Annotated in this window: 16 protein-coding genes; 10 read left to right on the plus strand and 6 right to left on the minus strand. The window is 61.1% G+C overall.

Annotated features, from left to right (window positions below; translation table 11 throughout):
- The first annotated feature begins 24 nt into the window (after nucleotides 1-24).
- Nucleotides 25-3,165 (plus strand): efflux RND transporter permease subunit, encoded by a 3,141-nt coding sequence (locus tag ASD36_RS12890; protein ID WP_060509116.1) that lies wholly within the window; start codon nucleotides 25-27, stop codon nucleotides 3,163-3,165.
- Nucleotides 3,166-3,604: 439 nt separating this feature from the next.
- On the opposite strand, the gene ASD36_RS12895 is transcribed toward ASD36_RS12890, so the two are convergent.
- Together ASD36_RS12895 and ASD36_RS12900 are read right to left on the minus strand one after the other, a co-directional pair.
- Nucleotides 3,605-4,615, minus strand: a complete 1,011-nt coding sequence (locus tag ASD36_RS12895; protein WP_060509118.1) for an amino acid ABC transporter substrate-binding protein — start codon at nucleotides 4,613-4,615, stop codon at nucleotides 3,605-3,607.
- Nucleotides 4,616-4,717: 102 nt separating this feature from the next.
- The gene (locus ASD36_RS12900; RefSeq protein ID WP_060509120.1) at nucleotides 4,718-7,771 is read right to left on the minus strand and encodes an aminotransferase class III-fold pyridoxal phosphate-dependent enzyme; all 3,054 of its coding nucleotides are present in this window, start codon (nucleotides 7,769-7,771) and stop codon (nucleotides 4,718-4,720) included.
- 128 nt (nucleotides 7,772-7,899) lie between these two features.
- Here ASD36_RS12900 and ASD36_RS12905 point away from each other — a divergent pair, with 128 nt between their 5' ends.
- From ASD36_RS12905 to ASD36_RS12915, 3 genes are all read left to right on the plus strand, one after another.
- Nucleotides 7,900-8,334, plus strand: a complete 435-nt coding sequence (locus ASD36_RS12905) for an Lrp/AsnC family transcriptional regulator (protein ID WP_060509122.1) — start codon at nucleotides 7,900-7,902, stop codon at nucleotides 8,332-8,334.
- A gap of 394 nt (nucleotides 8,335-8,728) precedes the next feature.
- Nucleotides 8,729-10,021 carry an NCS2 family permease gene (locus ASD36_RS12910; RefSeq protein ID WP_060509311.1) on the plus strand — a complete coding sequence of 431 codons (1,293 nt, stop codon included), beginning with the start codon at nucleotides 8,729-8,731 and terminating at the stop codon, nucleotides 10,019-10,021.
- A 271-nt stretch (nucleotides 10,022-10,292) separates the two neighbouring features.
- Complete coding sequence (locus ASD36_RS12915) at nucleotides 10,293-10,712, plus strand: GNAT family N-acetyltransferase (protein ID WP_060509124.1); 420 nt, start codon at nucleotides 10,293-10,295, stop codon at nucleotides 10,710-10,712.
- Nucleotides 10,713-10,854: 142 nt separating this feature from the next.
- On the opposite strand, the gene ASD36_RS12920 is transcribed toward ASD36_RS12915, so the two are convergent.
- The 3 genes from ASD36_RS12920 to puuE form a co-directional block, all read right to left on the minus strand.
- Entirely contained in the window at nucleotides 10,855-11,223 is a 369-nt protein-coding gene (locus ASD36_RS12920; protein ID WP_060509126.1) for a YciI family protein, read from the minus strand.
- Nucleotides 11,224-11,367: 144 nt separating this feature from the next.
- Nucleotides 11,368-11,853, minus strand: a complete 486-nt coding sequence (locus tag ASD36_RS12925) for an ureidoglycolate lyase (RefSeq protein WP_060509312.1) — start codon at nucleotides 11,851-11,853, stop codon at nucleotides 11,368-11,370.
- Between the two features lie 10 nt (nucleotides 11,854-11,863).
- Nucleotides 11,864-13,282 carry an allantoinase PuuE gene (gene puuE / locus ASD36_RS12930; protein ID WP_060509128.1) on the minus strand — a complete coding sequence of 473 codons (1,419 nt, stop codon included), beginning with the start codon at nucleotides 13,280-13,282 and terminating at the stop codon, nucleotides 11,864-11,866.
- A 165-nt stretch (nucleotides 13,283-13,447) separates the two neighbouring features.
- Between puuE and uraH the strand changes: the two genes are divergently transcribed.
- The 4 genes from uraH to xdhC are packed head-to-tail and all read left to right on the plus strand — an operon-like array spanning nucleotide 13,448 to nucleotide 18,503.
- Nucleotides 13,448-13,807 (plus strand): hydroxyisourate hydrolase, encoded by a 360-nt coding sequence (uraH, locus tag ASD36_RS12935; RefSeq protein WP_060509130.1) that lies wholly within the window; start codon nucleotides 13,448-13,450, stop codon nucleotides 13,805-13,807.
- A 3-nt stretch (nucleotides 13,808-13,810) separates the two neighbouring features.
- Nucleotides 13,811-15,286: a xanthine dehydrogenase small subunit gene (xdhA, locus tag ASD36_RS12940; RefSeq protein ID WP_060509131.1), complete on the plus strand. Its 1,476-nt coding sequence runs from the start codon at nucleotides 13,811-13,813 to the stop codon at nucleotides 15,284-15,286.
- A gap of 10 nt (nucleotides 15,287-15,296) precedes the next feature.
- Complete coding sequence (xdhB, locus tag ASD36_RS12945; RefSeq protein WP_060509133.1) at nucleotides 15,297-17,633, plus strand: xanthine dehydrogenase molybdopterin binding subunit; 2,337 nt, start codon at nucleotides 15,297-15,299, stop codon at nucleotides 17,631-17,633.
- Nucleotides 17,634-17,639: 6 nt separating this feature from the next.
- Nucleotides 17,640-18,503, plus strand: a complete 864-nt coding sequence (gene xdhC, locus ASD36_RS12950; RefSeq protein ID WP_060509313.1) for a xanthine dehydrogenase accessory protein XdhC — start codon at nucleotides 17,640-17,642, stop codon at nucleotides 18,501-18,503.
- Between the two features lie 4 nt (nucleotides 18,504-18,507).
- On the opposite strand, the gene ASD36_RS12955 is transcribed toward xdhC, so the two are convergent.
- Entirely contained in the window at nucleotides 18,508-19,422 is a 915-nt protein-coding gene (locus ASD36_RS12955; RefSeq protein ID WP_060506869.1) for a LysR family transcriptional regulator, read from the minus strand.
- Between the two features lie 135 nt (nucleotides 19,423-19,557).
- Between ASD36_RS12955 and ASD36_RS12960 the strand changes: the two genes are divergently transcribed.
- Both ASD36_RS12960 and guaD read left to right on the plus strand, forming a co-directional pair.
- Nucleotides 19,558-20,793, plus strand: a complete 1,236-nt coding sequence (locus tag ASD36_RS12960) for a urate hydroxylase PuuD (RefSeq protein WP_060509136.1) — start codon at nucleotides 19,558-19,560, stop codon at nucleotides 20,791-20,793.
- Nucleotides 20,790-22,124 (plus strand): guanine deaminase, encoded by a 1,335-nt coding sequence (gene guaD, locus ASD36_RS12965; RefSeq protein ID WP_060509138.1) that lies wholly within the window; start codon nucleotides 20,790-20,792, stop codon nucleotides 22,122-22,124. The genes ASD36_RS12960 and guaD overlap by 4 nt, the downstream gene beginning before the upstream one ends.
- Nucleotides 22,125-22,386: the final 262 nt, after the last annotated feature.

Consider the following 22,386-nt stretch of genomic DNA (forward strand, 5'->3'; position numbering starts at 1 on the left):
TCCATCGAAAGCGGAATAACGCCGATGACCTCCTCCGACCACAAGCAGTCCTTCAACCTGTCGCGCTGGGCAATCGGCCATCCGAGCATCGCCCGCTTCCTTTTCGGCCTCATCCTGATCACAGGCGTTCTTGGCCTGATGCGCATGGGCCAGAAGGAAGATCCAGATTTCACCTTCCGCGTCATGGTCGTGCAGGCCATCTGGCCGGGCGCGTCGATCCAGGACATGGAGGATCAGGTCGTCAACAAGATCGAGCGCAAGCTGCAGGAAACCCCGCATCTCGATTTCGTCCGCTCTTATACCCGCGCCGGCAGTGCCATCATCACCCTGCAGGTTAAGGGGGATACCAATGCAGCTGAGGTGGCCGATGCTTTCTATCAGGTACGAAAAAAGGTTGGCGATATCGCCAATGAATTGCCGCAGGGCCTGCTCGGCCCCTACTTCAACGACGAGTTCGGCGACACCTTCGTCACCCTGCATTCGCTGAGCGGCGAGGGCTACAGCTATCCGGAGCTGAAGAAGTTCGCCATCCAGGCGCGCGACATGCTGCTGACGACCCCGGGTGTCGAAAAGGCCGTGATTATCGGCGATCAGCCGCAGAAGATCTACATCGACATCTCGTCTGCCGTATTGGCATCGCGCGGGCTGACGCTGGCCGATGTGCAGAACGCTATCAAGGGGCAAAACAATGTCGAACCGGCGGGCTCCGTCGATACCGGCACGCGCTCCGTGCGGATCTCGGTCGAGGGTGGGGTAACCCAGCCGTCCGATATCCGCGAACTGCGGCTGCGCTCCGGTAATGAGGTTACGCGGCTCGGCGATATCGCCACGGTCTCCTCAGGTCTGGAAGACCCTTATCAGCGCAAATACCGTTTCAACGGCGAAGACAGCGTCCAGATCGGCGTGGTCATGGCCAAGGGCTACAAGGTGACCGATGTCGGCGCAGCCGTCGAGGAAACCTACAAGCGGTTTGAAACAGCACTTCCCTATGGTGTGAAGGTCGACCAGATTGCCGACCAGCCGGAAGTGGTCACCGAGGCCGTCGGTGAATTCATGAAGGCGCTCGGCGAAGCGCTGGTGATCGTGCTGGTCGTCTCCTTCCTGTCGATCGGCTGGCGCTCGGGCCTGTTGATTGCCATCGCCATTCCGCTCGTTCTCGCCGCCACCTTCGCCATCATGTATGAGCTCGGCATCGACCTGCAGCGTATTTCGCTGGGCGCGCTGATCATTGCGCTCGGGCTTCTGGTTGATGATGCGATGATCGTCGTCGAACTGATGGAGCGCAAACTGGAAGAGGGGCTCGACAAGCTCGATGCCGCCAGCTTTGCCTATTCCTCGACCGCATTTCCGATGCTGACCGGCACACTGATCACCACGGCAGGCTTCATTCCCGTCGGCTTTGCAGCTTCGACGGCCGGTGAATATGTCCGCTCGTTGTTCTACGTCGTCGGCATTGCGCTGGTCGTTTCCTGGTTCGTGGCGGTCTATTTCACGCCCTGGCTTGGCTATATGATCCTCAAGCAGCGCGCCCATGCCGGAGAGCATCACGATGTCTTCGATACGCGCTTCTATCGCCGCCTGCGCGCAACCGTTGGCTGGGCGGTGCGCCACCGCATCATCGTTCTGTCCCTGACGCTCGTCACCTTCATGATAAGCCTCTGGGCGTTCCAGTTCATTCCGAAGAACTTCTTCCCGCAGTCGTCGCGCCCTGAAATTCTTGTCGATCTCTGGCTGCCGGAAGGCACCAGCATCAAGGAAGTCGAAACCCAGGCCAAGGTGCTGGAAGCCAGGATCATGGACGACAGCGACAAGAAATTTATCGCCACCTATATCGGCGAGGGTGCGCCGCGCTTCTTCCTGCCGCTCGATCAGCAGCTGCGCAATCCGAATTTCGCCCAGCTGCTTGTCATGGCCAATGACGAGCCGGCCCGTGAACGGCTGATCGTCAAGCTGCGGACCATTCTGGCCGAGGATTTTCCGGCGATCCGCAGCAAGGTCGACCGCCTGTTCCTTGGGCCCCCGACCGGCTGGCCTGTCCAGATGCGCGTCACCGGGCAGGACCGCGCCGAGGTTCGCCGGATCGCCGATCAGGTGAAGGCGAAGTTTGCCGAAAACCCTGAGCTTGGCGCCATCCACGACGATTGGCTGGAGCCGGTTCCGGCGATGAAGCTGGTGATCGATCAGGACCGCGCCCGTGCGCTCGGCGTCTCCTCGCAGCGCATCCGCCAGATGCTGCAGGCGACGATGAGCGGCGCGCCGCTCGACGATTTCCGTGACGGCGAGGAAACGGTCTCTATCGTTGCCCGCGAGCAGGAAAGCAGCCGCCATCTGCTGACGGCCGTGCACTCGATCTATGTTCCAACCGATTTCGGCAGTTACGTGCCGCTGGCGCAGGTCGCCAAGGTCGTGCCTGTTCTCGAACAGGGTGTCGAGTGGCGTCGCAACCGCCTGCCGACGATTACCGTGCGCGGCACGCTTCCCGATGGCGTGCAGCCAAACGATGTCGCCATGAAGATGTATGCGGACTTGAAGCCGCTGCGCGACAGCCTTGCGCCCGGTTACTCCGTCGAGATCCAGGGCGGTGCAGAGGATGCAGCCGAAAGCCAGCAGTCGATCGCCGACAAGGCGCCGGTCATGCTGGCCGTCATCGTCGTGCTTCTGATGATCCAGCTGCAGCATTTCGGCAAGGCGATGCTGGTTCTGGCAACCGGCCCGCTCGGCATCATCGGTGCGGCCGCTGCATTGCTCATCAGCGGCGCGCCGTTCGGTTTCGTCGCCATCCTCGGCGTCATCGCGCTGCTCGGTATCATCATGCGCAACTCGATCATCCTCGTCGACCAGATCGACCAGGATATTGCGGCTGGCATGGAACGGACGGAAGCGATCGTCGGTTCGGCCGTGCGACGCTTCCGGCCGATCGTGCTGACGGCGATGACGGCGGTGCTGGCGCTGATCCCGATCTCACGCGGCGTTTTCTGGGGGCCGCTCGCCTATGCGATGATGGGCGGCATCCTGGTGGCAACCGTGCTGACCATCCTCGTCCTTCCGGCCGGCTATGCGCTATTCTTCGGCAAGCAGCCGAAGAGCAAGGTTTCTGAGCCGGAGCCGGCAGGCAGTGAAGTGGAGGAGACTGTAGCATATCCGGCCGCGATCGCAGCGGAATAATCTTCCCCAGGGTGAAGAATGCTGGCAGCTGGCGTTGCGTGCGCCACATCCTGCAATGCAGGCCGAGGGCAGGGGAGTCGTATTGAAACGATTTAGAGTGCAGCGAGCCATCTGCTACGCGCATAGCGCATGGCTGCCCTGCAAAACTCTGCCTACAATTTAAGCTGAATCAATGTATATTAAAACCATCGAAGCAATGCACCTCCTCCCGCAGAGCTTCGATATGTAAGCGACCTCACTCCTCCTCCCAGAGGGCGCTTGCGGAATGGCAACACTCCTCCTCCCAGTTGCCATTCGGTTCTATTCGAAAGCCTGCCGCACCTCCTCCCGCGGCAGGCTTTTTCGATTCTGGGCCTGTCTTTCCTCGTCTTCATGCAAACACAAAAAAACCGCCGCGAAGCATGACCTCGCGACGGCTGAGACAATTTAGGCGTTACGATCAGCGCAGCGGCGGAGCGTAGACGAGGCCGCCATTGTTCCAGAGATTGTTCAGGCCGCGCTCGATCTTCAGCGGACTGTCCTTGCCGAGATGCCGCTCGAACACTTCGCCATAGTTGCCAACGGCGGAGATCGCCTGGAAAGCCCATTTCGGATCGAGGCCAAAATTCTTCGAAATCGCGCCGTCTGCACCGAGGAAGCGCTTCTGCGCCACAGTGCCGTCTTCAGCGGTCTTGGCTGCATTTTCCTTGGTGATACCGAGTTCTTCCGCCTCAATCATCGCAAACAGGGTCCAGCGAACGATCTTGAACCACTGCTCGTCGCCTTGGCGAACGGCCGGTCCGAGCGGCTCCTTGGAGATGACCTCGGGCAGCACCATGTAGTTGTCGGGATCGGTCAGCGTCAGACGCTGGGCGTAAAGTGCCGAAGCATCCGTTGAATAGACGTCGCAACGGCCCGTTCCGAAAGCCTGCACAGTCTGATCGGGCTTTTCGAAGGCGATCACATTGTATTGGATGCTGTTGGCGCTGAAATAGTCAGCCATGTTCTGTTCGGTGGTGGTGCCGGTCTCGGTGCAGACCGAAGCGCCCGACAGTTCCTTGGCGCTCTTTACGCCGAGATCCTTGCGGATCATGAAGGCCTGGCCGTCATAATAGTTGGCGCCGACGAAGCTCATGCCAAGATCGGTGTCGCGCGACAGTGTCCAGGTGGTTTGCCGCGACAGAAGATCGACTTCGCCCGATTGCAGGGCAGCGAAACGCTCCTTGGTCGATAGCGGCACATACTGCACCTTGCTGGAATCACCGAGCGTCGCTGCCGCAACCGCGCGGCAGAAATCGACGTCGAAGCCTGCCCATTCACCCTTGTCGTTCGGGCTCGAAAAGCCGAGCACGCCCTGGCTGACGCCACAGCGCAGTGCGCCGCGTTCGCGGGCAATGTCCAGCGTGCCTGCCTGCGCTGCCGTGCCTGCCAGCGTCGCTGCGGCAAACAATGCGAAGATTGCTGATTTCATAATTGTATCCTCCTCCGGTTTTTAGTCACACGTATCCCGTCCGGGCAGCGCCAAACGCTGCCAAGCTCTTTCATGTTCGTTCCCTGGTATTTGCCGGGGCTATCAGCCCCGGGCCGTGACCGCCTCGAAAGTTTCCTCGAGTACGGAAAGCAGATGGTCCGCATCCCGTTTCGAGAAGATCATCGGCGGGCGCATTTTCAGCACGTTGTCATGTGGCCCTTCGGTGCCCATCAGCACGCCGCGTTGCCGCGCGCCGTTCGAGACCGCACGGGCGAAATCCGTCGCTGGCGCCTTGGTCTTGCGATCGGTCACCAGCTCGATGCCAAGGAAAAGCCCCATGCCGCGCACGTCGCCGATCACCTCGTAACGTTGCTGCATCGCCCGGAAACCGGCCATTAGGTAATTGCCGATCTCCAGCGCATTGCCGCGCAAGTCTTGGCCCTCGATCACGTCGAGCACGGCGAGACCAACAGCGCAGGAAACCGGGTTGCCGCCGAACGTGTTGAAATATTCCATGCCGTTGTTGAAGCTATCGGCAATCTCGCGGCTGGTTACGACAGCCGCCAGCGGATGGCCGTCACCGATCGGCTTGCCCATGGTGACGATGTCGGGCACGACACCCTGTTCCTCGAAGGCCCACCAGTGCCTGCCCACCCGGCCGAAGCCGACCTGAACCTCGTCGGCAATGCAGACACCACCGGCGTCGCGCACTATGCGGTAGACGTCCTTGAGGTAACCTTCCGGCAGGAATACTTGGCCGGCAACGCTTGGGATCGACTCGGCGATGAAGAATCCTGGACCTTCACCCTTTGCCTGCATCTCAGCGATCAGTTCGGCAACGCTTTCGGCATAGCGCTTGCCGTGCTCCTCAATCGCCCAATCGGCGGGGGCGCGGTAGCTGTCGGGGACGGCGGCCACATGGACATGCGGCTTCTTTTCCTTGCCGCCCTTGCGGCGGAACTTGTAGGGGCTGATCTCGATCAGTTCCTGCGTCGTGCCGTGATAGGCCCAGTCGAGCACGATGGCGTTTTCGCGGCCGGTATGAGCCCGCATCATCCGGAGCGCCAGACTGTTGGCTTCCGAACCGCTGTTGACGAACCCGGCGACGGTCAGTTCCTTCGGCAGGGTCGCGGTCAGCCGCTCGGCATAGGCAACGATATTGTCATGAAGGTAACGCGTATTGGTGTTCAGCGTCGCCGCCTGCCGCGCCATCGCTTCAACCACCGCCGGATGCGCATGGCCGATATGGCAGACATTGTTGAAGCAATCGAGATAGGCGCGGCCGCTGTCGTCGATCAGCCAGACGCCGTCGCCGCGCACGAACTTGATCGGCTTGTCGTAGGAAATCGATAGGTTGGGGACCAGAAGCTTCTTGCGCAGCTTGACGATCTCCTCATGCGATCGCCCGGTCTTTTCGTAAAATTCAGGGGCAATGCCGGCAAAGGCATTGGCATGCGGGAAAAGCTCGGCCCAGACATCGAGATAACGCTCTTCGCCGACGCCGAGGATTTCCGTGGCGGACAGCCGGGTGTCGATGGACAGTTGCAGATGCAGGTGGGGCGCCCAGCCTCCGTTTTCCGCAGGAGCACCCATCTGTCCAACCAGCGCACCGGCGTCCAGGCGGTCGCCCGCCTTCAAACGCCCGAGCGCTTCATGGGCAAGATGGCCCCAGAGGCTGATGAAGGCCGGGCAGCCCTCGGGTTCATGGCGGAGCGCAATCAGGCAGCCGTAACCGAGCGGATCCGGCTCGATCTCGACACTGACGACCGTGGCAGCGATCGGCGTGTAGAGCCTGGTGCCTGCAGCCATGAACAGGTCGAGGCCAAGGTGGCGTATGCGGCGGGTGTTTTCGATCAGCCGCGATACGAACATGTCGCCGGAATAGACGGTACGCGCCTCGCCCCAGGGGCCGATGCCGAGATCGACGCCATGGACTGCGCAATAGGCTTCCCAGATCGCCTGCGCCTCATCCGGCTGCTCGCCGGCCGACTTGACCGTCATCGGATGCTGCGGATCGCCATAGGGGACGAGCGCGGCGGGATAGGTCGCGGCCGGGCGGGAGAGCAAGGAATGAAACGTCTTCCGGTTCGCGTTGATCCAGGCGGTGACGGCGCGCGTGCCGGGCGTTGCCTCAAAACCGCAGGCCTGCCGCAGGATCGCGGTGGCGAACTGCCGGTTCATCGCATCAAGCTTGCGCAACAGCGTCCAGGCCGGCTTTTCGCTGATGGCGAGGTAGGGATTGCCGCCGGTATGGGCGTGGCGCGAGGCCGAGATCGTCACGGAGGTGACGAGCCGCATGGCGATGAGGTCGAAAAGAAGATCGATTTCCTCTTCGAGCAGCGGATATTCGGCATGGAAACCCCGCGCGATATCCGCGGCAGCGCCGATCGGATCAGCATGGTCGAGCCCGGCATAGGCGGCAGCGATCGCCACTTCGGCAATGATGGGTGCATAGAGCGCGTCGCCAAGATCGATCAGACCGGCGATCCGGTCATGATCGTCATCAGCAACCAGCACGTTCCAGTCATTGGCATCGTTGTGAATGACCGTCGAACGCAGTTTTGGCAGTTTCGGCTCAACCGCTGTTTCGAAACGGGCAAGGAACCGCTCCAGCAGTGCGCGGTCATCGGCGCTGGCAATATGCTGCAGACGCCCGGCGGAGCGTCCAGCATTGCGAATGTTCCAGTCGAGATCGCGCAACGCGCCCGGATGCATGAAGCCCTGCAGGGCGGTATCGAAGCGACCGAGCAGGCGCCCGAGTGACGTCAGCGCCTCTTCGCTGCGGCCGGACTGCGCCAGCGGCGTACCCGGCATCCAGCCGACGAGGCGCAGCAGGTGGCGCACGCCATGGACACTGGTTGTTTCGCCAAGGTTCGCGCCGGAAACCGTCGGGCGGATATGCGGCACGGGCAGATCGGGCGCGTGTTCGCCGACATGGCTCAGAAGCGCTGTCTGGAAGTCGCTTTCGACCGGCGGTTCGGCGGCATTGACGATCTTGAGGATGTAGATCCCACCGGTGCTGGCCGTCACCTTGAAATTCTGGTCGCGCTCGCTGTCGAGCGGCGACAGCGAGCCGTCGAGGCTATAGTGCTCGGCCAGCAGGCGCTGCGCGTCTTCGATGGAAAAATCCGGGGTGGTCTTCAGCATGTCGGTCATGGCGGTTCCTTGTCTGCCCCGCAGATTTGCACGGGTGGTCAAACCATGCACCCGGCAATATGCCGGTTGCACCGGCATTATGTTTATAATAACCGTCATCTTGTCGGCACTTTGAAAGGCGCAAACTCATGCAGGATACAGACGCGATCGACCGCACGATCTTGAGCATCCTGTCGCGCGAAGCCCGTATCCCGATGAAGTCGCTTGCCGGCCGCATCGGCCTGTCCAGAAGCGCCACGACCGAGCGCGTAAACCGGCTGGAAAAGGCCGGGATCATTCGTGGTTATCGGGCCGATATCGGCCAGCTCGACGAGGGGCAGGTGCATGCCTTCCTGCTTTTGACGCTGAAGAAGACGCCCTCCATCGGCGTGCTCGACCGGCTGGCGGGCTTCTCCTCCGTGCGCAAGGTATCGTCGGTCAGCGGCCAGCTCGATCTTGTCGTCGAAGTGGAGGTGGGATCGATCAATGCCTTGAACGAACTCAGGAACGAAGTGGCGACGATGGAGAATGTCGATGACCTGACGACATCGATCGTGCTTCGTCGCGATATCGAACGCAGCTGAGCCGCGCTTGACTTTGCTGCAGATGCTCACACAATGACGTGCATGCCAAACCTGCGAAATCTCGAGCGTTTTGCCCTGTTTGTCGTCTGAATAGCGGTGCTTTTCACCGGGCGCCCCCCCATTCTACTCAAAGCTGTTCCCCGAAAAATTTGAAAGTCTTTCGTTTGCCGCGTCGAAATGGATGGCTAGCGATCCGCAGCGCGAAAACGCACAATCAAGAAACCGTGAATGAGACATCCGGCGTGCCGTAATGGTAGCCGGATACTGATCGGGCAGGGGCCCTGACAAGTCATGATGGCTTGAAGATCGGTACAGTGTGGTTGGTTGCCAGAGGAGAAGGCGGCCAGTCAGTGGCATGCGCCGGGAATGGATTTTTCCGGCCAAGGGAGGAAATATGTTTGAACGGCTCTTCAAGCTGAGTGAGCACAATACGACGATCCGCACCGAACTGGTCGCGGGCGTCACGACATTTCTCACGATGTCGTACATCATCTTCGTCAATCCGGATATTCTGTCGACCACCGGCATGGACCGCGACGCCATCTTCGTCGCCACCTGTCTCGCCGCAGCGCTCGGTTCGATGATCATGGCGCTGGTCGCCAATTGGCCGATCGGCATGGCGCCTGGCATGGGCCTGAATGCCTTCTTCGCCTTCACAGTCGTTGCCGCCCTCGGCTTCACCTGGCAGCAGGCGCTCGGCGCCGTCTTCATCTCGGGCCTGATCTTCCTCTTCCTGACCGTGACGGGGATCCGCAGTTGGCTGATTCAGGGCATTCCGCATTCGCTGCGGAGTGCGATCGCCACCGGTATCGGCCTTTTCCTCGGCATCATCGCCCTTAAGAATGCCGGTATCGTCGTCGATAATCCGGCAACGCTGGTCGGCCTCGGCAGCCTCAAGGCCACCGGTCCGCTGCTGGCGATCTTCGGCTTCTTCGTCATTGCGGTGCTCGATGCCCTGAAAATTCGCGGTGCGATCCTGATCGGTATTCTTGCCGTCACCGTGCTGTCATGGATCACCGGCGTCAGCCAGTTCCAGGGTGTCGTTTCGATGCCGCCCAGCATGGCCCCGACCTTCCTGCAACTCGATATCGTCGGTGCACTGCATGGTGGCCTGGTCCATGTCATCCTCGTCTTCGTTCTGGTTGAAGTGTTCGATGCGACGGGCACGCTGATCGGTGTCGCCAAGCGGGCCAACCTCATCCAGGAAGGCAAACCCAGCCGCCTCGGCCGCGCGCTTCTGGCAGACAGCACCGCCATCGTCGCCGGTTCGCTGATGGGTACCAGCAGCACCACGGCCTATGTCGAAAGCGCATCCGGCGTGCAGGCTGGCGGCCGTACTGGTCTGACTGCTCTGGTCATCGCCGTGTTGTTCCTCGCCTCGCTGTTCATCTCGCCGCTGGCTGCCTCGGTGCCCACGTATGCAACAGCCCCGGCTCTGCTCTATGTCGCCGGCCTGATGATGCGCGAACTGACTGAAGTCGATTGGGAAGACCTGACCGAAGCCGCACCGGCAGCGCTGACAGCCCTTGCCATGCCCTTCACCTACTCGATCGCCAACGGCCTCGCCTTCGGCTTCATCAGCTATGTCGTCCTGAAAGCTTTCACTGGCAAATGGCGCGCCATCCACCCGGCCACTTTCATCGTCGCGGCTCTGTTCGTCATCCGCTTCGCGTTCTTCGCGGAGTGAGTGCCACAACGAGGCGGCGAACAGCCGTCTCGTTTCAAGCGATCTGAATATAGTGCGGGCCGCATCCATCGCGGCCCGTTTTTATATGGCAAGTTTGCTCTACCGCCGGTGGTTCAGGGGCGCTTTCATTGATCGACCCTATTTCGGCCATGAGGTGCAAGAGAGGTTCGTCCGGATTGTGGATAGCGCCCGGCAGGTCCCGGCCAGGAGTGCTTCCTGGTGGACAGGATGATAAACGAAATCGCAAGGGTGATGCGATCGGAGATTTCGGATGGACCAGCGTGCTTATTCAATCGTGGCTCAAACGCCTTCTATAGAAGACTATCTGCATCTTCGTTCCGTGGCGGGGCTGAGCCCGTTCTCGCAAGAGGCAGCTGGCAAGGGGTTGGCGGGCACCGTTTTTTCCGCATTGGTTTTGTTCGAAGGCTCAACGATTGGGATGGGACGACTGATCGGGGATGGCGGTTGTTTCTTCCAGGTCGTGGACATTGCCGTTCATCCCGAACATCAGGGGCGCGGGCTTGGAAAGATGATCATGAAAGCCATTATGGGGTATATCGAAAACGAGCTTCCTGTTTCCGCCTATGTCAGTCTGATCGCGGATGTGCCGGCAAATACGCTCTATGAAAAGTTCGGCTTCAAGGAAACTGCTCCAAGGTCTCTCGGCATGGCGTATCGCGTCGTGCGTTAGGATGAGCAGAAATGGCGCGTGCGTTACAGCGTTCAGTCATCTGCCATGGCCGCCAGAACAATAAATAATGCCAGAGGCCCGGCGCCGGTTCCCGGCCGCCGGGCTTCGCACCCACCGATTTCGTGCCCTGCGCGTCAGTGCCTCATTGCCAGTCAGCCATCTCATACAACGGCCGGATTTCGATCTCGCTCGGCCCCGGCATCGGGTTGGGGCAGCGCTTGACCCAGGCAACGGCCTCCTCCATGTCCTTGACGTCCCAGAGCCAGAAGCCGGCCACCAGTTCGCGGGCTTCGGCGAACGGTCCATCAATGACGGTGCGGCGAGATCCATCGAAGGCAACGCGCTTTCCCGCCGAGGAAGGTTTGAGGCCGTCCGCGTCGCGCAGGATGCCGGCATCGCGCAGTTCGTCGTTGAACTTGCCCATCGCCTCCATCATCGCATTCGTCTCGGCTGTTGGGAAAAAGCCCTTTTCGCTGTCTTCGGTCGCTTTCACGAGCACCATCACACGCATCGTCTATCTCCTTGTTAGAACCGGCCTCAATGGCCGGTCATCCTAACGACGAACGGGCTTTTCGGAAATCGACATCGTCCCGCAGAATTTCTTGCCGGTCGAAAGTAAGCGTGGCTGGCCTTTTCTAACAGTGCTGGGAAGCGCTTAGCAGACCAAAAACGGTGCCTCGTAAAAATGCTCCTCCAGATTGATACCATCGCCGGCGCGGTCGACGACGGCGAAGTCGGAGACCCCATCGAGCGGTGTCAGGATACCGTGCCAGACGTTGCGGCCGATATTGACGCCCTGTCCAGGTGCCGTCTTGAAGGCGATCGGTTCGCCCGGGCCATCCGGGGTCTCTTCGGCGACAACCACAAGAAAAGGATGTTCGCTGAGTGGTATGAATGCCTGGCTGCCGAACGGGTGCCGTTCCACCATGCCGAGTTCAAGCGGCAGCGGATAAGGCTCGCCGCGCAGCAGGCTGATCATCGGGCGGGCCTTTTCGCCGGTCGTCTCAATCTTGGCGAGATCATGATAACGCACACATTTACCTGCGTTGATCGGGAAATTGTGGGCGCCCTCGGTTTCCAGAACCTCACCGAAGGGGGCGAAGGCCTCGCGGGTCAATGGCCGGATATGGATCGTCTTCATCATCTCCCCCTCAGTTCGGCAGCATGTCGGTCAGACGCAGCAGCGCGATCCGCTCGACCTGACGGCAGGCCGTTTGAAATTCTGCCTGCCAGTCATTGCCGATGCGGCGTTGGAAGGCCGCCAGGATGTCGCTCTTGTCGAGGCCGCGCACGGCGATGATGAAGGGAAAGCCGAAGGTTTTGACATAACGGCCATTGAGCGTGTTGAACTGTTCGCGCTCAGCGTCTGTCAGAGCATCGAGGCCAGCGGATGCCTGTTCGCTGGTCGAGCTTTCGGTCAGGCGCTTGGCCTGCGCCAATTTCCCGGCGAGATCCGGGTGGGCGTTGAGCACCGCCAACCGCTCCGTTTCGCTGGCACCACGGAAGACGGCAGCCAATGCGGCATGCAGACCGATGGCGGTATCGTTGGCCGCTCCCAACTCGCCCGCAAAGGCGCGCCGGGCGATCCAGTCCGAATGTTCGAAGACGCCGCCGAAGCGGGCAATGAAGGTCTCTTCCGAAAGACGCGACGGGCGGCTGTCATTCGCCTTGAAGGGAAAGGTCTTAGCCCAATGATCGGCGATATCGATGCGCCGGGCGAGCCAGACCTGGTCATGGCTCTTCACGTAATCGATGAACCGGGCAAGGGCTGCGGCGCGTCCCGGCCGTCCAACAAGGCGGCAATGCAGGCCGATATTCATCATCTTTGGCGCCCCTTCAGCACCCTCTGCATAGAGCACGTCGAATGTGTCCTTCAGATAGCTGAAGAACTGGTCGCCGCTGTTGAACCCTTGGGGGGTGGCAAAGCGCATGTCGTTGGTATCGAGCGTGTAAGGAATGACCAGCTGGGGCTTGCCGCCATGCTCATGCCAGTAGGGCAGGTCGTCGGCATAGCTATCGGAGACATAGGCAAAGCCACCTTCCTCACTGATGAGATCGACCGTGTTTTCCGAACAGCGGCCGGTATACCAGCCGCGTGGCCGCTCACCGGTCACCAGCGTGTGCAAGCGGATTGCCTCGGCGATCTGCTTGCGTTCCTCGGCCGGGTCCATGTCCTTGTGCTCGACCCATTTCAGCCCGTGCGAGGCGATTTCCCAGCCAGCACTCTGCATGGCTGCCACCTGTTCCGGGGAGCGTTTCAGGGCGGTTGCGACACCATAGACGGTGACGGGGACATCACGCTCGGTCAAAAGCCGGTGCAGCCGCCAAAAACCGGCGCGGGCACCGTATTCATAGATCGATTCCATGTTCCAGTGGCGCTGTCCCGTCCATGCGCTAGCACCGACGATTTCCGACAGGAAGGCCTCCGAGGCGATGTCGCCATGCAACACGCAGTTTTCGCCACCCTCTTCGTAGTTGACGACGAACTGCACGGCGATGTGGGCACCGTCCGGCCAGGCAGCGTTTGGTGCGGTGGCGCCATAGCCCTGGAGATCGCGTGGATATCGCATGAAATCATTCCTCCCAAAACGTTCGATTGGCCGATTTCTAACCGCAAATCGCACGCGCCATTCCCCCTCAAAATTTTGAAAGTCTCGAACGATCCGCCCGCTACTACAGGGAAGTGGAATGACGGATAGTGGCCGAATGAATGCAGTCTTCGGGAGGTGAAACGCATGCAATCTGGAACAGCCGGCCGGCTGACGACCCACGTGCTCGACACGGCGCTTGGCAAGCCTGCCGAGAACCTGCGCATCGATCTCTTCCGCATCGACGGCGAGCGCGCCGTAGAGATCGGCTCGACCCGCACCAATGATGACGGCCGCTGCGATGCGCCGCTGCTCAGCGGCGATGCCATGAAGCCCGGGACCTATGAGCTGCGCTTTTACGCCGGCGATTATCTCGGCCAGACGGATGGCGAGATCGCATTTCTTAACATCATCCCCATTCGCTTCGGCATCGCGGATGTGTCGGCGCACTATCATGTGCCGCTGTTGCTGTCGCCCTACAGCTATTCGACCTATCGCGGGAGCTAAGCCATGACCGTCCAGATCCGCAGCTCCATCCGCTTCCTGCTCAATCATCGTCAGGTCGAGCTCTCCGCCGTCTCGGCGGTTCAGACTCTGCTCGATTTCCTGCGGCTTGACCGCAATCTGCGCGGCACCAAGGAAGGCTGCGCCGAAGGCGACTGTGGTGCCTGCACCGTACTGGTTGGCCGCCTGCTGGATGGCCGCCTGAAGTATGAATCGGTCAACGCCTGCATCCGGTTCGTCGGCTCGCTTGACGGCTGCCATATCGTGACGGTGGATTCGCTCGCCGTGCCGGGCGGCCCGCTGCATCCGGTGCAGCAGGCCATGGTCGATACGCACGCTTCGCAATGCGGCTTCTGCACGCCCGGCTTCGTGATGTCGCTCTATGGGCTGTGGATGGAAAACCCGAAGCCGTCGGTCGCGGAGATCGAGAAGGCGCTGCAGGGCAATCTCTGTCGCTGCACGGGCTATGCCGCCATCCTGCGCGCCGCCGAGGCAGTCTCGGTGATCGGCGACCTCGACCGTGATCCGCTGGTTGCGGAACGCGCTAAGATTGTCGAGAAGCTGGAAGCGTTGAAGGACGGCAAGCGCGTCGAGATCGGTGAAGGCTCCGAGCGTTTCCTGCTGCCGGCTTCGGTCGATGATCTCGCCGAAATCTATGAGGCGGAGCCGAAAGCCCGCATCGTCGCCGGTTCCACCGATGTCGGTCTGTGGGTGACGAAGTTCATGCGCGATATCGCGCCGGTCGTGCATCTCAGCCATCTCGACGAGTTGCGCCGCATTGCCGTCGATGAGGCCGGCATCACCTTTGGCGCCGGTGTCAGCTACACCGAATCCTTTCCGCTGATCGCAAAACATTTCCCTCAGCTCATCGAGTTGTGGAACCGAATCGGCGGCCAGCAGGTGCGCAACATGGGTACGATCGGCGGCAACATCGCCAACGGTTCGCCGATCGGCGATACGCCGCCGGCGCTGATCGCGCTCGGTGCGTCCGTCGTGCTGCGCAAGGGCAAGATTAGCCGCTCTGTGCCGCTCGAAAGCTTCTTCATCGAATATGGCAAACAGGACCGCCAACCTGGTGAATTTGTTGAGGCCGTGCGCATTCCATTCCTGAACGAAAACGCCCTTTACGCTGTCTACAAGATCACCAAGCGGCTGGACGAGGACATTTCCGCCGTCTGTGGCGCCTTCCGCCTGACCTTCGATGAGAATGGCGAAATCTCCGATGCCGTGATCGCCTATGGCGGCATGGCCGGAACGCCGAAGCGGGCCGACAATGCCGAAGCGGCGTTAATCGGAGCGGATTGGACGGAAGCCACCGTAGAAGCTGCCATGGCGGCACTCGGCAAGGATTACACGCCGCTCACCGACTGGCGGGCATCTGCCGATTACCGGCTGCTGGTGGCACAGAACCTCTTGCGCCGCTTCTATCTGGAAACGCAGGGCGATGAGCCGGTGCGGCTTGACCGCAAGCAGGCTGTGTGAGGAGAAGATGATGAACGTCATGCAGCCCATCAATCGCATCCGCGGCGGCGTCCACGAAAACGAACGCCACGAATCCGGCCACAAGCATGTGACGGGAACCGCTGAATATATCGACGATATTCCCGAGCCCGCTGGCACCCTGCACGCCTATCTCGGCCTGTCGCAGCGCGCCCATGCGCAGATCCTGTCGATCGATTTTGATGCCGTCAAATCCGCCCCCGGCGTGATCGGTGTGCTGACGGCAGACGATATTCCCGGCGAAAACGATGTCAGCCCGGCGCACAAGCATGATGACCCGGTCTTTGCGACCGGCAAGGTCGAATTCCACGGCCAGCCGATCTTTGCCGTCATCGCCGAAACCCGCGATGCGGCCCGCCGGGCTGCTGCCAAGGTCAAGATCGAGTATCAGGACCTGCCGCATGTCACCGACGTGCTCGAAGCGGCCGCCGCCAATTATCCGCTGGTCATCGATCCCCTGAAGCTGGAGCGCGGCGATATCGCTGCGGGATTTGCCAAGGCAAAAAACATTCTCGAAGGCGAGATGCGCATCGGCGGGCAGGATCATTTCTACCTCGAGGGCCAGATTTCCTTTGCCATTCCAGGCGAAGACGACGAAATCACGCTCTATTCCTCGACCCAGCATCCAAGCGAAACCCAACATATGGTCGGCCAGGTGCTTGGCGTCGCTTCCAATGCCGTCACCATCAATGTGCGGCGCATGGGTGGCGCTTTCGGCGGCAAGGAAACCCAGGCCAATCTGTTTGCCGCCGTCGCAGCGCTCGCCGCGAAGAAATACCGCTGCGCCGTCAAGATCCGTCCGGACCGCGACGACGACATGAGCGCGACCGGCAAGCGCCATGATTTCCATGTCGGCTACAAGGTCGGTTACGACGACGACGGTCGCATCGAAGCGGTCGATGCGACCTTCTCGGCCCGTTGTGGCTTCTCGGCCGATCTCTCCGGCCCGGTCACCGACCGCGCGCTGTTTCATGCCGATAACTGCTATTTCTATCCACATGTCCGGCTGCGGTCGCGGCCGTTGAAGACCAATACCGTCTCGAACACCGCGTTTCGTGGTTTCGGTGGCCCGCAGGGCATGGTCGGCGGCGAGCGGATGATCGAGGACGTCGCCTATGCGCTGGGCAAGGATCCGCTCGAAATCCGCAAACTGAATTTCTACGGTGGCGAGGGGCGTAACCTGACGCCCTATCACCAGACCGTCGAAGACAACATCATCGGCCGCATCATCGAGGAACTCGAAACCTCCTGCGATTACGCGGCGCGGCGCGAGGCGGTTCTGGCTTTCAACCGCAAGAGCAGCATCATCAAGCGCGGCATCGCGCTGACGCCGGTCAAGTTCGGCATTTCTTTCACCAAGACGGAGTATAACCAGGCCGGCGCGCTGGTGCATGTCTATGCCGATGGATCGATCCATCTCAACCACGGCGGCACCGAGATGGGGCAGGGGCTCTATACTAAGGTGGCGCAGGTGGTGGCCGACGAATTCCAGGTCGATCTAGACCGGATCAAGGTGACCGCGACAACGACCGGCAAGGTGCCGAACACCTCGGCGACGGCGGCGTCTTCCGGCTCCGACCTCAACGGCATGGCCGCCGCCAATGCGGCCCAGCAGATCAAGGCGCGGCTGGTGACCTTTGCGGCCGAGCGCTGGAATGTCAGCGAAGCCGACGTCGCGTTCGAGCCGAACACGGTCCGCGTTGGCGCCGAGCGCATTGCCTTTTCGGAGTTCATCAAGATCGCCTATGGATCCCGTATCCAGCTTTCGGCTGCGGGCTTTTACAAGACGCCGAAAATTCACTGGAACCGCGCCGAAGGCCGGGGGCGTCCGTTCTTCTACTACGCTTACGGCGCGTCGTGCTCCGAGGTCAGCGTCGATACGCTGACCGGCGAATACCAGGTCGACCGCGTCGATGTGCTGCACGATGCCGGCAAGTCGCTCAATCCGATCCTCGATATCGGCCAGGTCGAGGGTGCCTTCGTGCAGGGCATGGGCTGGCTGACGACCGAGGAACTGTGGTGGGATGGCAAGGGGCGGCTCAGAACCCATGCACCGTCCACCTACAAGATCCCGCTCGCCTCTGACCGGCCGCGCATCTTCAACGTCAAGCTCGCCGAATGGTCCGTCAACCGCGAAGAGACGATCCGCCGTTCCAAGGCGGTCGGCGAGCCACCGTTCATGCTGCCGATCTCGGTGCTGGAAGCAATCTCGATGGCGGCGGCGAGCGTTGCGGAGTATCGTATTTCACCGCGCATTGATGCGCCGGCGACGCCGGAGCGGGTTTTGCTCGGCATCGAGCGGATGCGCCGCGCGGCAAGAAACGGGTGATTGGACATGGCCACCAAGCGCGAAGACATCAGGGATTTCCTGCGCCGCGAGCCGGGCTGCGTGTTCGTCGAAGTGACGGGTGCCGCCGGTTCGACGCCGCGTGATACCGATGCCTGGATGCTGGTGGCGGCCGAAGGCCTGTTCGGGACCATTGGCGGCGGTCAGTTGGAATATATGGCCATTGACCATGCGCGCCGCAGCCTGCGGCAGGGCGTGCCTGCCGAAGAGATGAACGTTCCGCTCGGCCCGGAAATCGGCCAGTGCTGCGGCGGCCGTGTCGGGCTTTCCTTCACGCAGATGAGCCCCGAACTTTCCACATTCCTCATTGCGCGCAGCGATCGCGAGATGGCCGCCCGGCCTCACGTCTATGTGTTTGGCGCCGGTCATGTCGGCGATGCACTGGCGATGGCCTTGTCGCTGGTGCCCTTGCGTATCGTGCTTGTCGATACCCGCGAGGACGAACTGGCTGCTTCGACGGTTCCCGGTATCGAAACCTGCCTGACGGCGATGCCGGAGGCGGTGGTGCGCGACGCTCCGGCCGGAAGTTCCTTCGTTATCCTCACCCATGACCACGCGCTCGATTTCCTGATCGCCGCGGAAGCCCTGCGCCGCGACGATGCCGCCTATGTCGGCATGATCGGCTCGAAGACGAAGCGCGCGACGTTCAAGAATTGGCTCTCCCGCGAGGTTGGGCGCCCGGAACTGTTCGACCGCCTGATCTGCCCGATCGGCGGCACGGCGGTGAAGGACAAGCGCCCGGCGGTGATTGCTGCGTTGGCGGCGGCGGAAGTGATGGCCGCAGCGCTCAATCATGATTCAGGCGCAACTGATGTGGTCCGGAGCAGCCGCTTCACGGTGAGCGCCCGATAACGCTCTACTCCAGCATCTTGCCGATCATCCGCTGACAGCGTTCAGCCATGAAATCGATCATCAGCCGGACCTTCGGGTCCTGGAAGCGCTTGTGCGGATAGATCGCGGCGAGCTGGACGCTGGCGGGTGGGGTGTCTTTGAGGATTTCCACCAGCGAGCCTTCGTTGAGATAACTCTTTACCTCGAACAGCGGCTTGTTGATGATGCCGCGGCCTTCGAGCGCCCACTGGGTCAGGACGTCGCCATCGTCGGAATCGTAGGGGCCGCCGATTTCCAGTTTGCGGGTGCCGTCCGGCGTCTGCAGCGTCCAGTAATATTCCTTCGAGCCCGGATAGCGTAAAAGCAGACAGTCGTGCTTGTCGTCGATCAGTGCATCCGGCGTTTCCGGCGTGCCGCGTTTTGCAAGATATCCGGGGGCAGCGCAGACCACGCGCTGACAGTTGAGGATGCCGCGCATGCGCAGGTTGGAATCTTCCAGCACGCCGAGCTTGAAGGCGACATCGACGCCTTCGCTCAAGATATCGACATTGTGGTCGGAGAGACGCAAACGCACCTCGATATCCGGATACTTGTCATGGAATTCCGGAATGCCCGACGCGATCAGGCGCCGGCCAATGCCGAGTGGGGCTGTGATCCGGAGCGACCCCTTCGGGTTGTGCGAGAGATCGGCGATAGCGCTTTCGGCTTCGTTGACCGCCTCGATGATCTTGACCGCGCCCTGATAGAACACCCGGCCATGTTCCGTCGGTGAGAGCTTGCGCGTGGTGCGGTTGAACAGGCGCACGCCAAGGTGCCGTTCCAGCTCCTTGATGCGATTGCTGGCGACGGCAGGGGTCACCCGCTGGTCGCGGCCGGCGGAGGAGAGGGTACCGAGTTCAACGACCCGGACAAAGACGCGCACGTTATCGAGATAGGACATGGATTTCTTCTACCACATTGAAAATCGAACGGCATCGGGGGCGATCTTATAGTTTTTTTTGAAAGTGTTGGGGATTAACCGGCATTTCAGCGAAGATCGCGCGATGGCAGAAAGCTCCCAAATAGGGAGGCCCATATGTATGAATACGCCATCGCCTGGGACTGGCTGACCTTCGCCGTCCGCTGGCTCCACGTCATCACCGCCATCGCCTGGATCGGCTCGTCGTTCTATTTCGTCGCGCTCGACCTTGGCCTGCGCAAGCGTCCGGACCTTCCGGCAGGCGCCTATGGCGAGGAGTGGCAGGTGCATGGCGGCGGCTTCTACCATATCCAGAAATATCTCGTGGCGCCTGCCAACATGCCGGAACACCTGATCTGGTTCAAATGGGAGAGCTATGTCACCTGGCTTTCCGGCTTCGGCATGCTGTGTCTGGTCTATTATGCCGGTGCGGATCTCTACCTGATCGATCCGAACGTGCTGGATGTTTCCAAGCCCGTCGCCATCGGCATTTCGCTCGCCTCGCTTGCCTTCGGCTGGATCATCTACGACCTGCTCTGCAAATCGCCTTTTGGCAATGACAACACCCGGCTGATGGTGGCGCTCTACTTCATCCTGGTCGCCGTTGCCTGGGGGTATACGCAGCTGTTTACTGGCCGCGCCGCTTTCCTGCATCTCGGTGCCTTCACGGCGACGATCATGTCGGCCAACGTGTTCTTCATCATCATGCCGAACCAGCGCATCGTCGTCGCCGACCTCATCGCCGGTCGCACGCCGGATGCGAAATACGGCCGGATCGCCAAGCAGCGCTCGACGCACAACAACTATCTGACGCTGCCTGTCCTGTTCCTGATGCTGTCGAACCACTATCCGCTGGCCTTCGGCACGCAGTTCAACTGGATCATCGCCTCGCTGGTGTTCCTGATGGGTGTCACCATCCGGCACTATTTCAATACCCGCCACGCCAACACCGGCAACCCGACTTGGACATGGCTTGCCACCGTGCTGCTCTTCATCGTCATCATGTGGCTTTCGACCGTGCCGAAGATCCTGACCGGCGCACCGGAGCAGGTGTCGTCCGCGCAGCAGCCGTTCGTGACCGCGGAAGCCTTTCCGAAGGTGCGCGATACCATCCTCGGGCGCTGCGCCATGTGTCATGCGCAGGAACCGGGCTGGGAAGGCATGATCAAGCCGCCGAAGGGCGTGGTGCTGGAAACCGATGCCCAGATCGCAAACCATGCGCGGGAAATCTACCTGCAGGCCGGGCGCACGCACGCGATGCCGCCGGCCAATGTGACGGCCGTGACCGACGACGAGCGCAAGCTTCTGGTCGCCTGGTACGAGACAGTTGTGAACGGAGGAAAAACCCAATGAGCGAACTCCTGATCCGTGGACGGGTGCTGACTTTTATCGACGAGCCCCAGGGGATCGATGATACGGCATCCTATCTGACCGTGGACGATGGCGCGGTGCTGGTGCGCAACGGAAAGATCGCCGCCATCGGCGATTATGCCGACATCAGCAAGACTGCCGGTCCCGGCGTCGCGGTGGCCGATCACCGGCCGCACCTGATCCTGCCCGGGCTGATCGACACGCATCTGCATTTCCCCCAGACCCAGGCGATCGCCTCCTATGGCGCCCAGCTGCTGGAATGGTTGAACACCTATATTTTCGTCGAGGAACAGAAATTCGCCGAACTGGAGCACGCGGCCTTTATCGCCGGGCGTTTCATGGACGAACTGCTGTCGAACGGTACGACAACGGCTGCTGCCTACTGCTCGGTGCATCCGCAGAGTGTGGACGCCTATTTCACGGCGGCCGAACAGCGCGGCATGCTGATGGTCGGCGGCAAGGTGATGATGGACCGCAATGCGCCGGATGCATTGCGCGATACGCCGCAAAAAGGCTATGACGAGACCAAGGGGCTGATCGGCAAATGGCATGGCCGTGGACGGGCGCATTATGCGATCAGCCCGCGCTTTGCCATCACCTCGACACCGGAGCAGATGGAAATGAGCCAGGCGCTGGTGGCCGAACACCGCGATTGCTACGTGCAGACGCATCTGTCGGAAAACCGGGACGAGATCGCCTTTGCCACCTCGCTCTATCCGGATGCCAAGGACTATACCGACATCTATGCCCGCTACGATCTTCTGACGGACAAGACGCTGCTGGGGCATTGCATCTATCTCAGCGACCGGGAGATTTCGGTTCTGGCCGAGACCGGCGCGGTTGGCGTGTTCTGCCCCACCTCCAATCTATTCCTCGGTTCCGGCCTGTTCGACCGCGACCGGTTCGACAGGCTCGGCGCCCGCTGGTCGGTGGCGACCGATGTCGGGGCAGGAACCAGCTTCTCGATGCTGGAGACGATGGACGAGGCCTACAAGGTGCTGCACCTGCAGGGCCAGCGGCTGTCGCCGCTCAATTCCTTCTATCGTATGACGCTCGGCAATGCCCGGGCGCTCGGACTTCAGGACCGCATCGGCTCGCTGCACGTGGGCGCCGACGCCGATATCGTCGTCCTGGACTCGAGTGGCAAATCGGCGATGGATCTGCGGATGCGTACGGCGAAATCGCTGACCGACGAACTCTTCATCCTGCAGACGATGGGTGACGACCGCTGTGTCGCCGAAGTCTATGTGGCGGGCAAGGCGATGAAGAAGCGCAAGGTTGGTGCTTCGGTCCGGACGCTGGAGACGGCGTAAGGCGGTTATCCCGCCTTGAGGGGGAGGGGCGTTCTCTCTTCTCCCCAGCGGGGAGAAGTGTCGAGCGGATGCGAGACGATGAGGGGGCGTTTCGGCTAACACGGAGTTCGCGGCCCCCTCATCCGGCCCTGCGGGCCACCTTCTCCCCGATGGGGAGAAGAGGGAGTGCGCCGAACCTTCCACGTCCTCAAGCCACGCCCGGAAAGATCCGCCGTGGTTTTGTCTGGTGCTTATCTGGCCGGGGCGCTGGAAAGTGCCGGAG

Origin of the sequence: Rhizobium sp. Root1334 (genome assembly GCF_001426665.1) — a bacterium.
Classification (GTDB): Bacteria; Pseudomonadota; Alphaproteobacteria; order Rhizobiales; family Rhizobiaceae; genus Pararhizobium.

Excerpts from the sequence above, each read along its gene's own strand:
- ASD36_RS12915 (WP_060509124.1), top strand. The coding sequence starts at position 10,293 with ATGGACCAGCGTGCTTATTCAATCGTGGCTCAAACGCCTTCTATAGAA.
- ASD36_RS12960 (WP_060509136.1), top strand. The coding sequence starts at position 19,558 with ATGTATGAATACGCCATCGCCTGGGACTGGCTGACCTTCGCCGTCCGC.
- xdhB (WP_060509133.1), top strand. The coding sequence starts at position 15,297 with ATGAACGTCATGCAGCCCATCAATCGCATCCGCGGCGGCGTCCACGAA.
- ASD36_RS12890 (WP_060509116.1), top strand. The coding sequence starts at position 25 with ATGACCTCCTCCGACCACAAGCAGTCCTTCAACCTGTCGCGCTGGGCA.
- ASD36_RS12955 (WP_060506869.1), bottom strand. The coding sequence starts at position 19,422 with ATGTCCTATCTCGATAACGTGCGCGTCTTTGTCCGGGTCGTTGAACTC.
- xdhA (WP_060509131.1), top strand. The coding sequence starts at position 13,811 with ATGACCGTCCAGATCCGCAGCTCCATCCGCTTCCTGCTCAATCATCGT.
- ASD36_RS12895 (WP_060509118.1), bottom strand. The coding sequence starts at position 4,615 with ATGAAATCAGCAATCTTCGCATTGTTTGCCGCAGCGACGCTGGCAGGC.
- ASD36_RS12925 (WP_060509312.1), bottom strand. The coding sequence starts at position 11,853 with ATGAAGACGATCCATATCCGGCCATTGACCCGCGAGGCCTTCGCCCCC.
- ASD36_RS12920 (WP_060509126.1), bottom strand. The coding sequence starts at position 11,223 with ATGCGTGTGATGGTGCTCGTGAAAGCGACCGAAGACAGCGAAAAGGGC.
- ASD36_RS12905 (WP_060509122.1), top strand. The coding sequence starts at position 7,900 with ATGCAGGATACAGACGCGATCGACCGCACGATCTTGAGCATCCTGTCG.
- ASD36_RS12910 (WP_060509311.1), top strand. The coding sequence starts at position 8,729 with ATGTTTGAACGGCTCTTCAAGCTGAGTGAGCACAATACGACGATCCGC.
- guaD (WP_060509138.1), top strand. The coding sequence starts at position 20,790 with ATGAGCGAACTCCTGATCCGTGGACGGGTGCTGACTTTTATCGACGAG.
- uraH (WP_060509130.1), top strand. The coding sequence starts at position 13,448 with ATGCAATCTGGAACAGCCGGCCGGCTGACGACCCACGTGCTCGACACG.
- puuE (WP_060509128.1), bottom strand. The coding sequence starts at position 13,282 with ATGCGATATCCACGCGATCTCCAGGGCTATGGCGCCACCGCACCAAAC.
- xdhC (WP_060509313.1), top strand. The coding sequence starts at position 17,640 with ATGGCCACCAAGCGCGAAGACATCAGGGATTTCCTGCGCCGCGAGCCG.
- ASD36_RS12900 (WP_060509120.1), bottom strand. The coding sequence starts at position 7,771 with ATGACCGACATGCTGAAGACCACCCCGGATTTTTCCATCGAAGACGCG.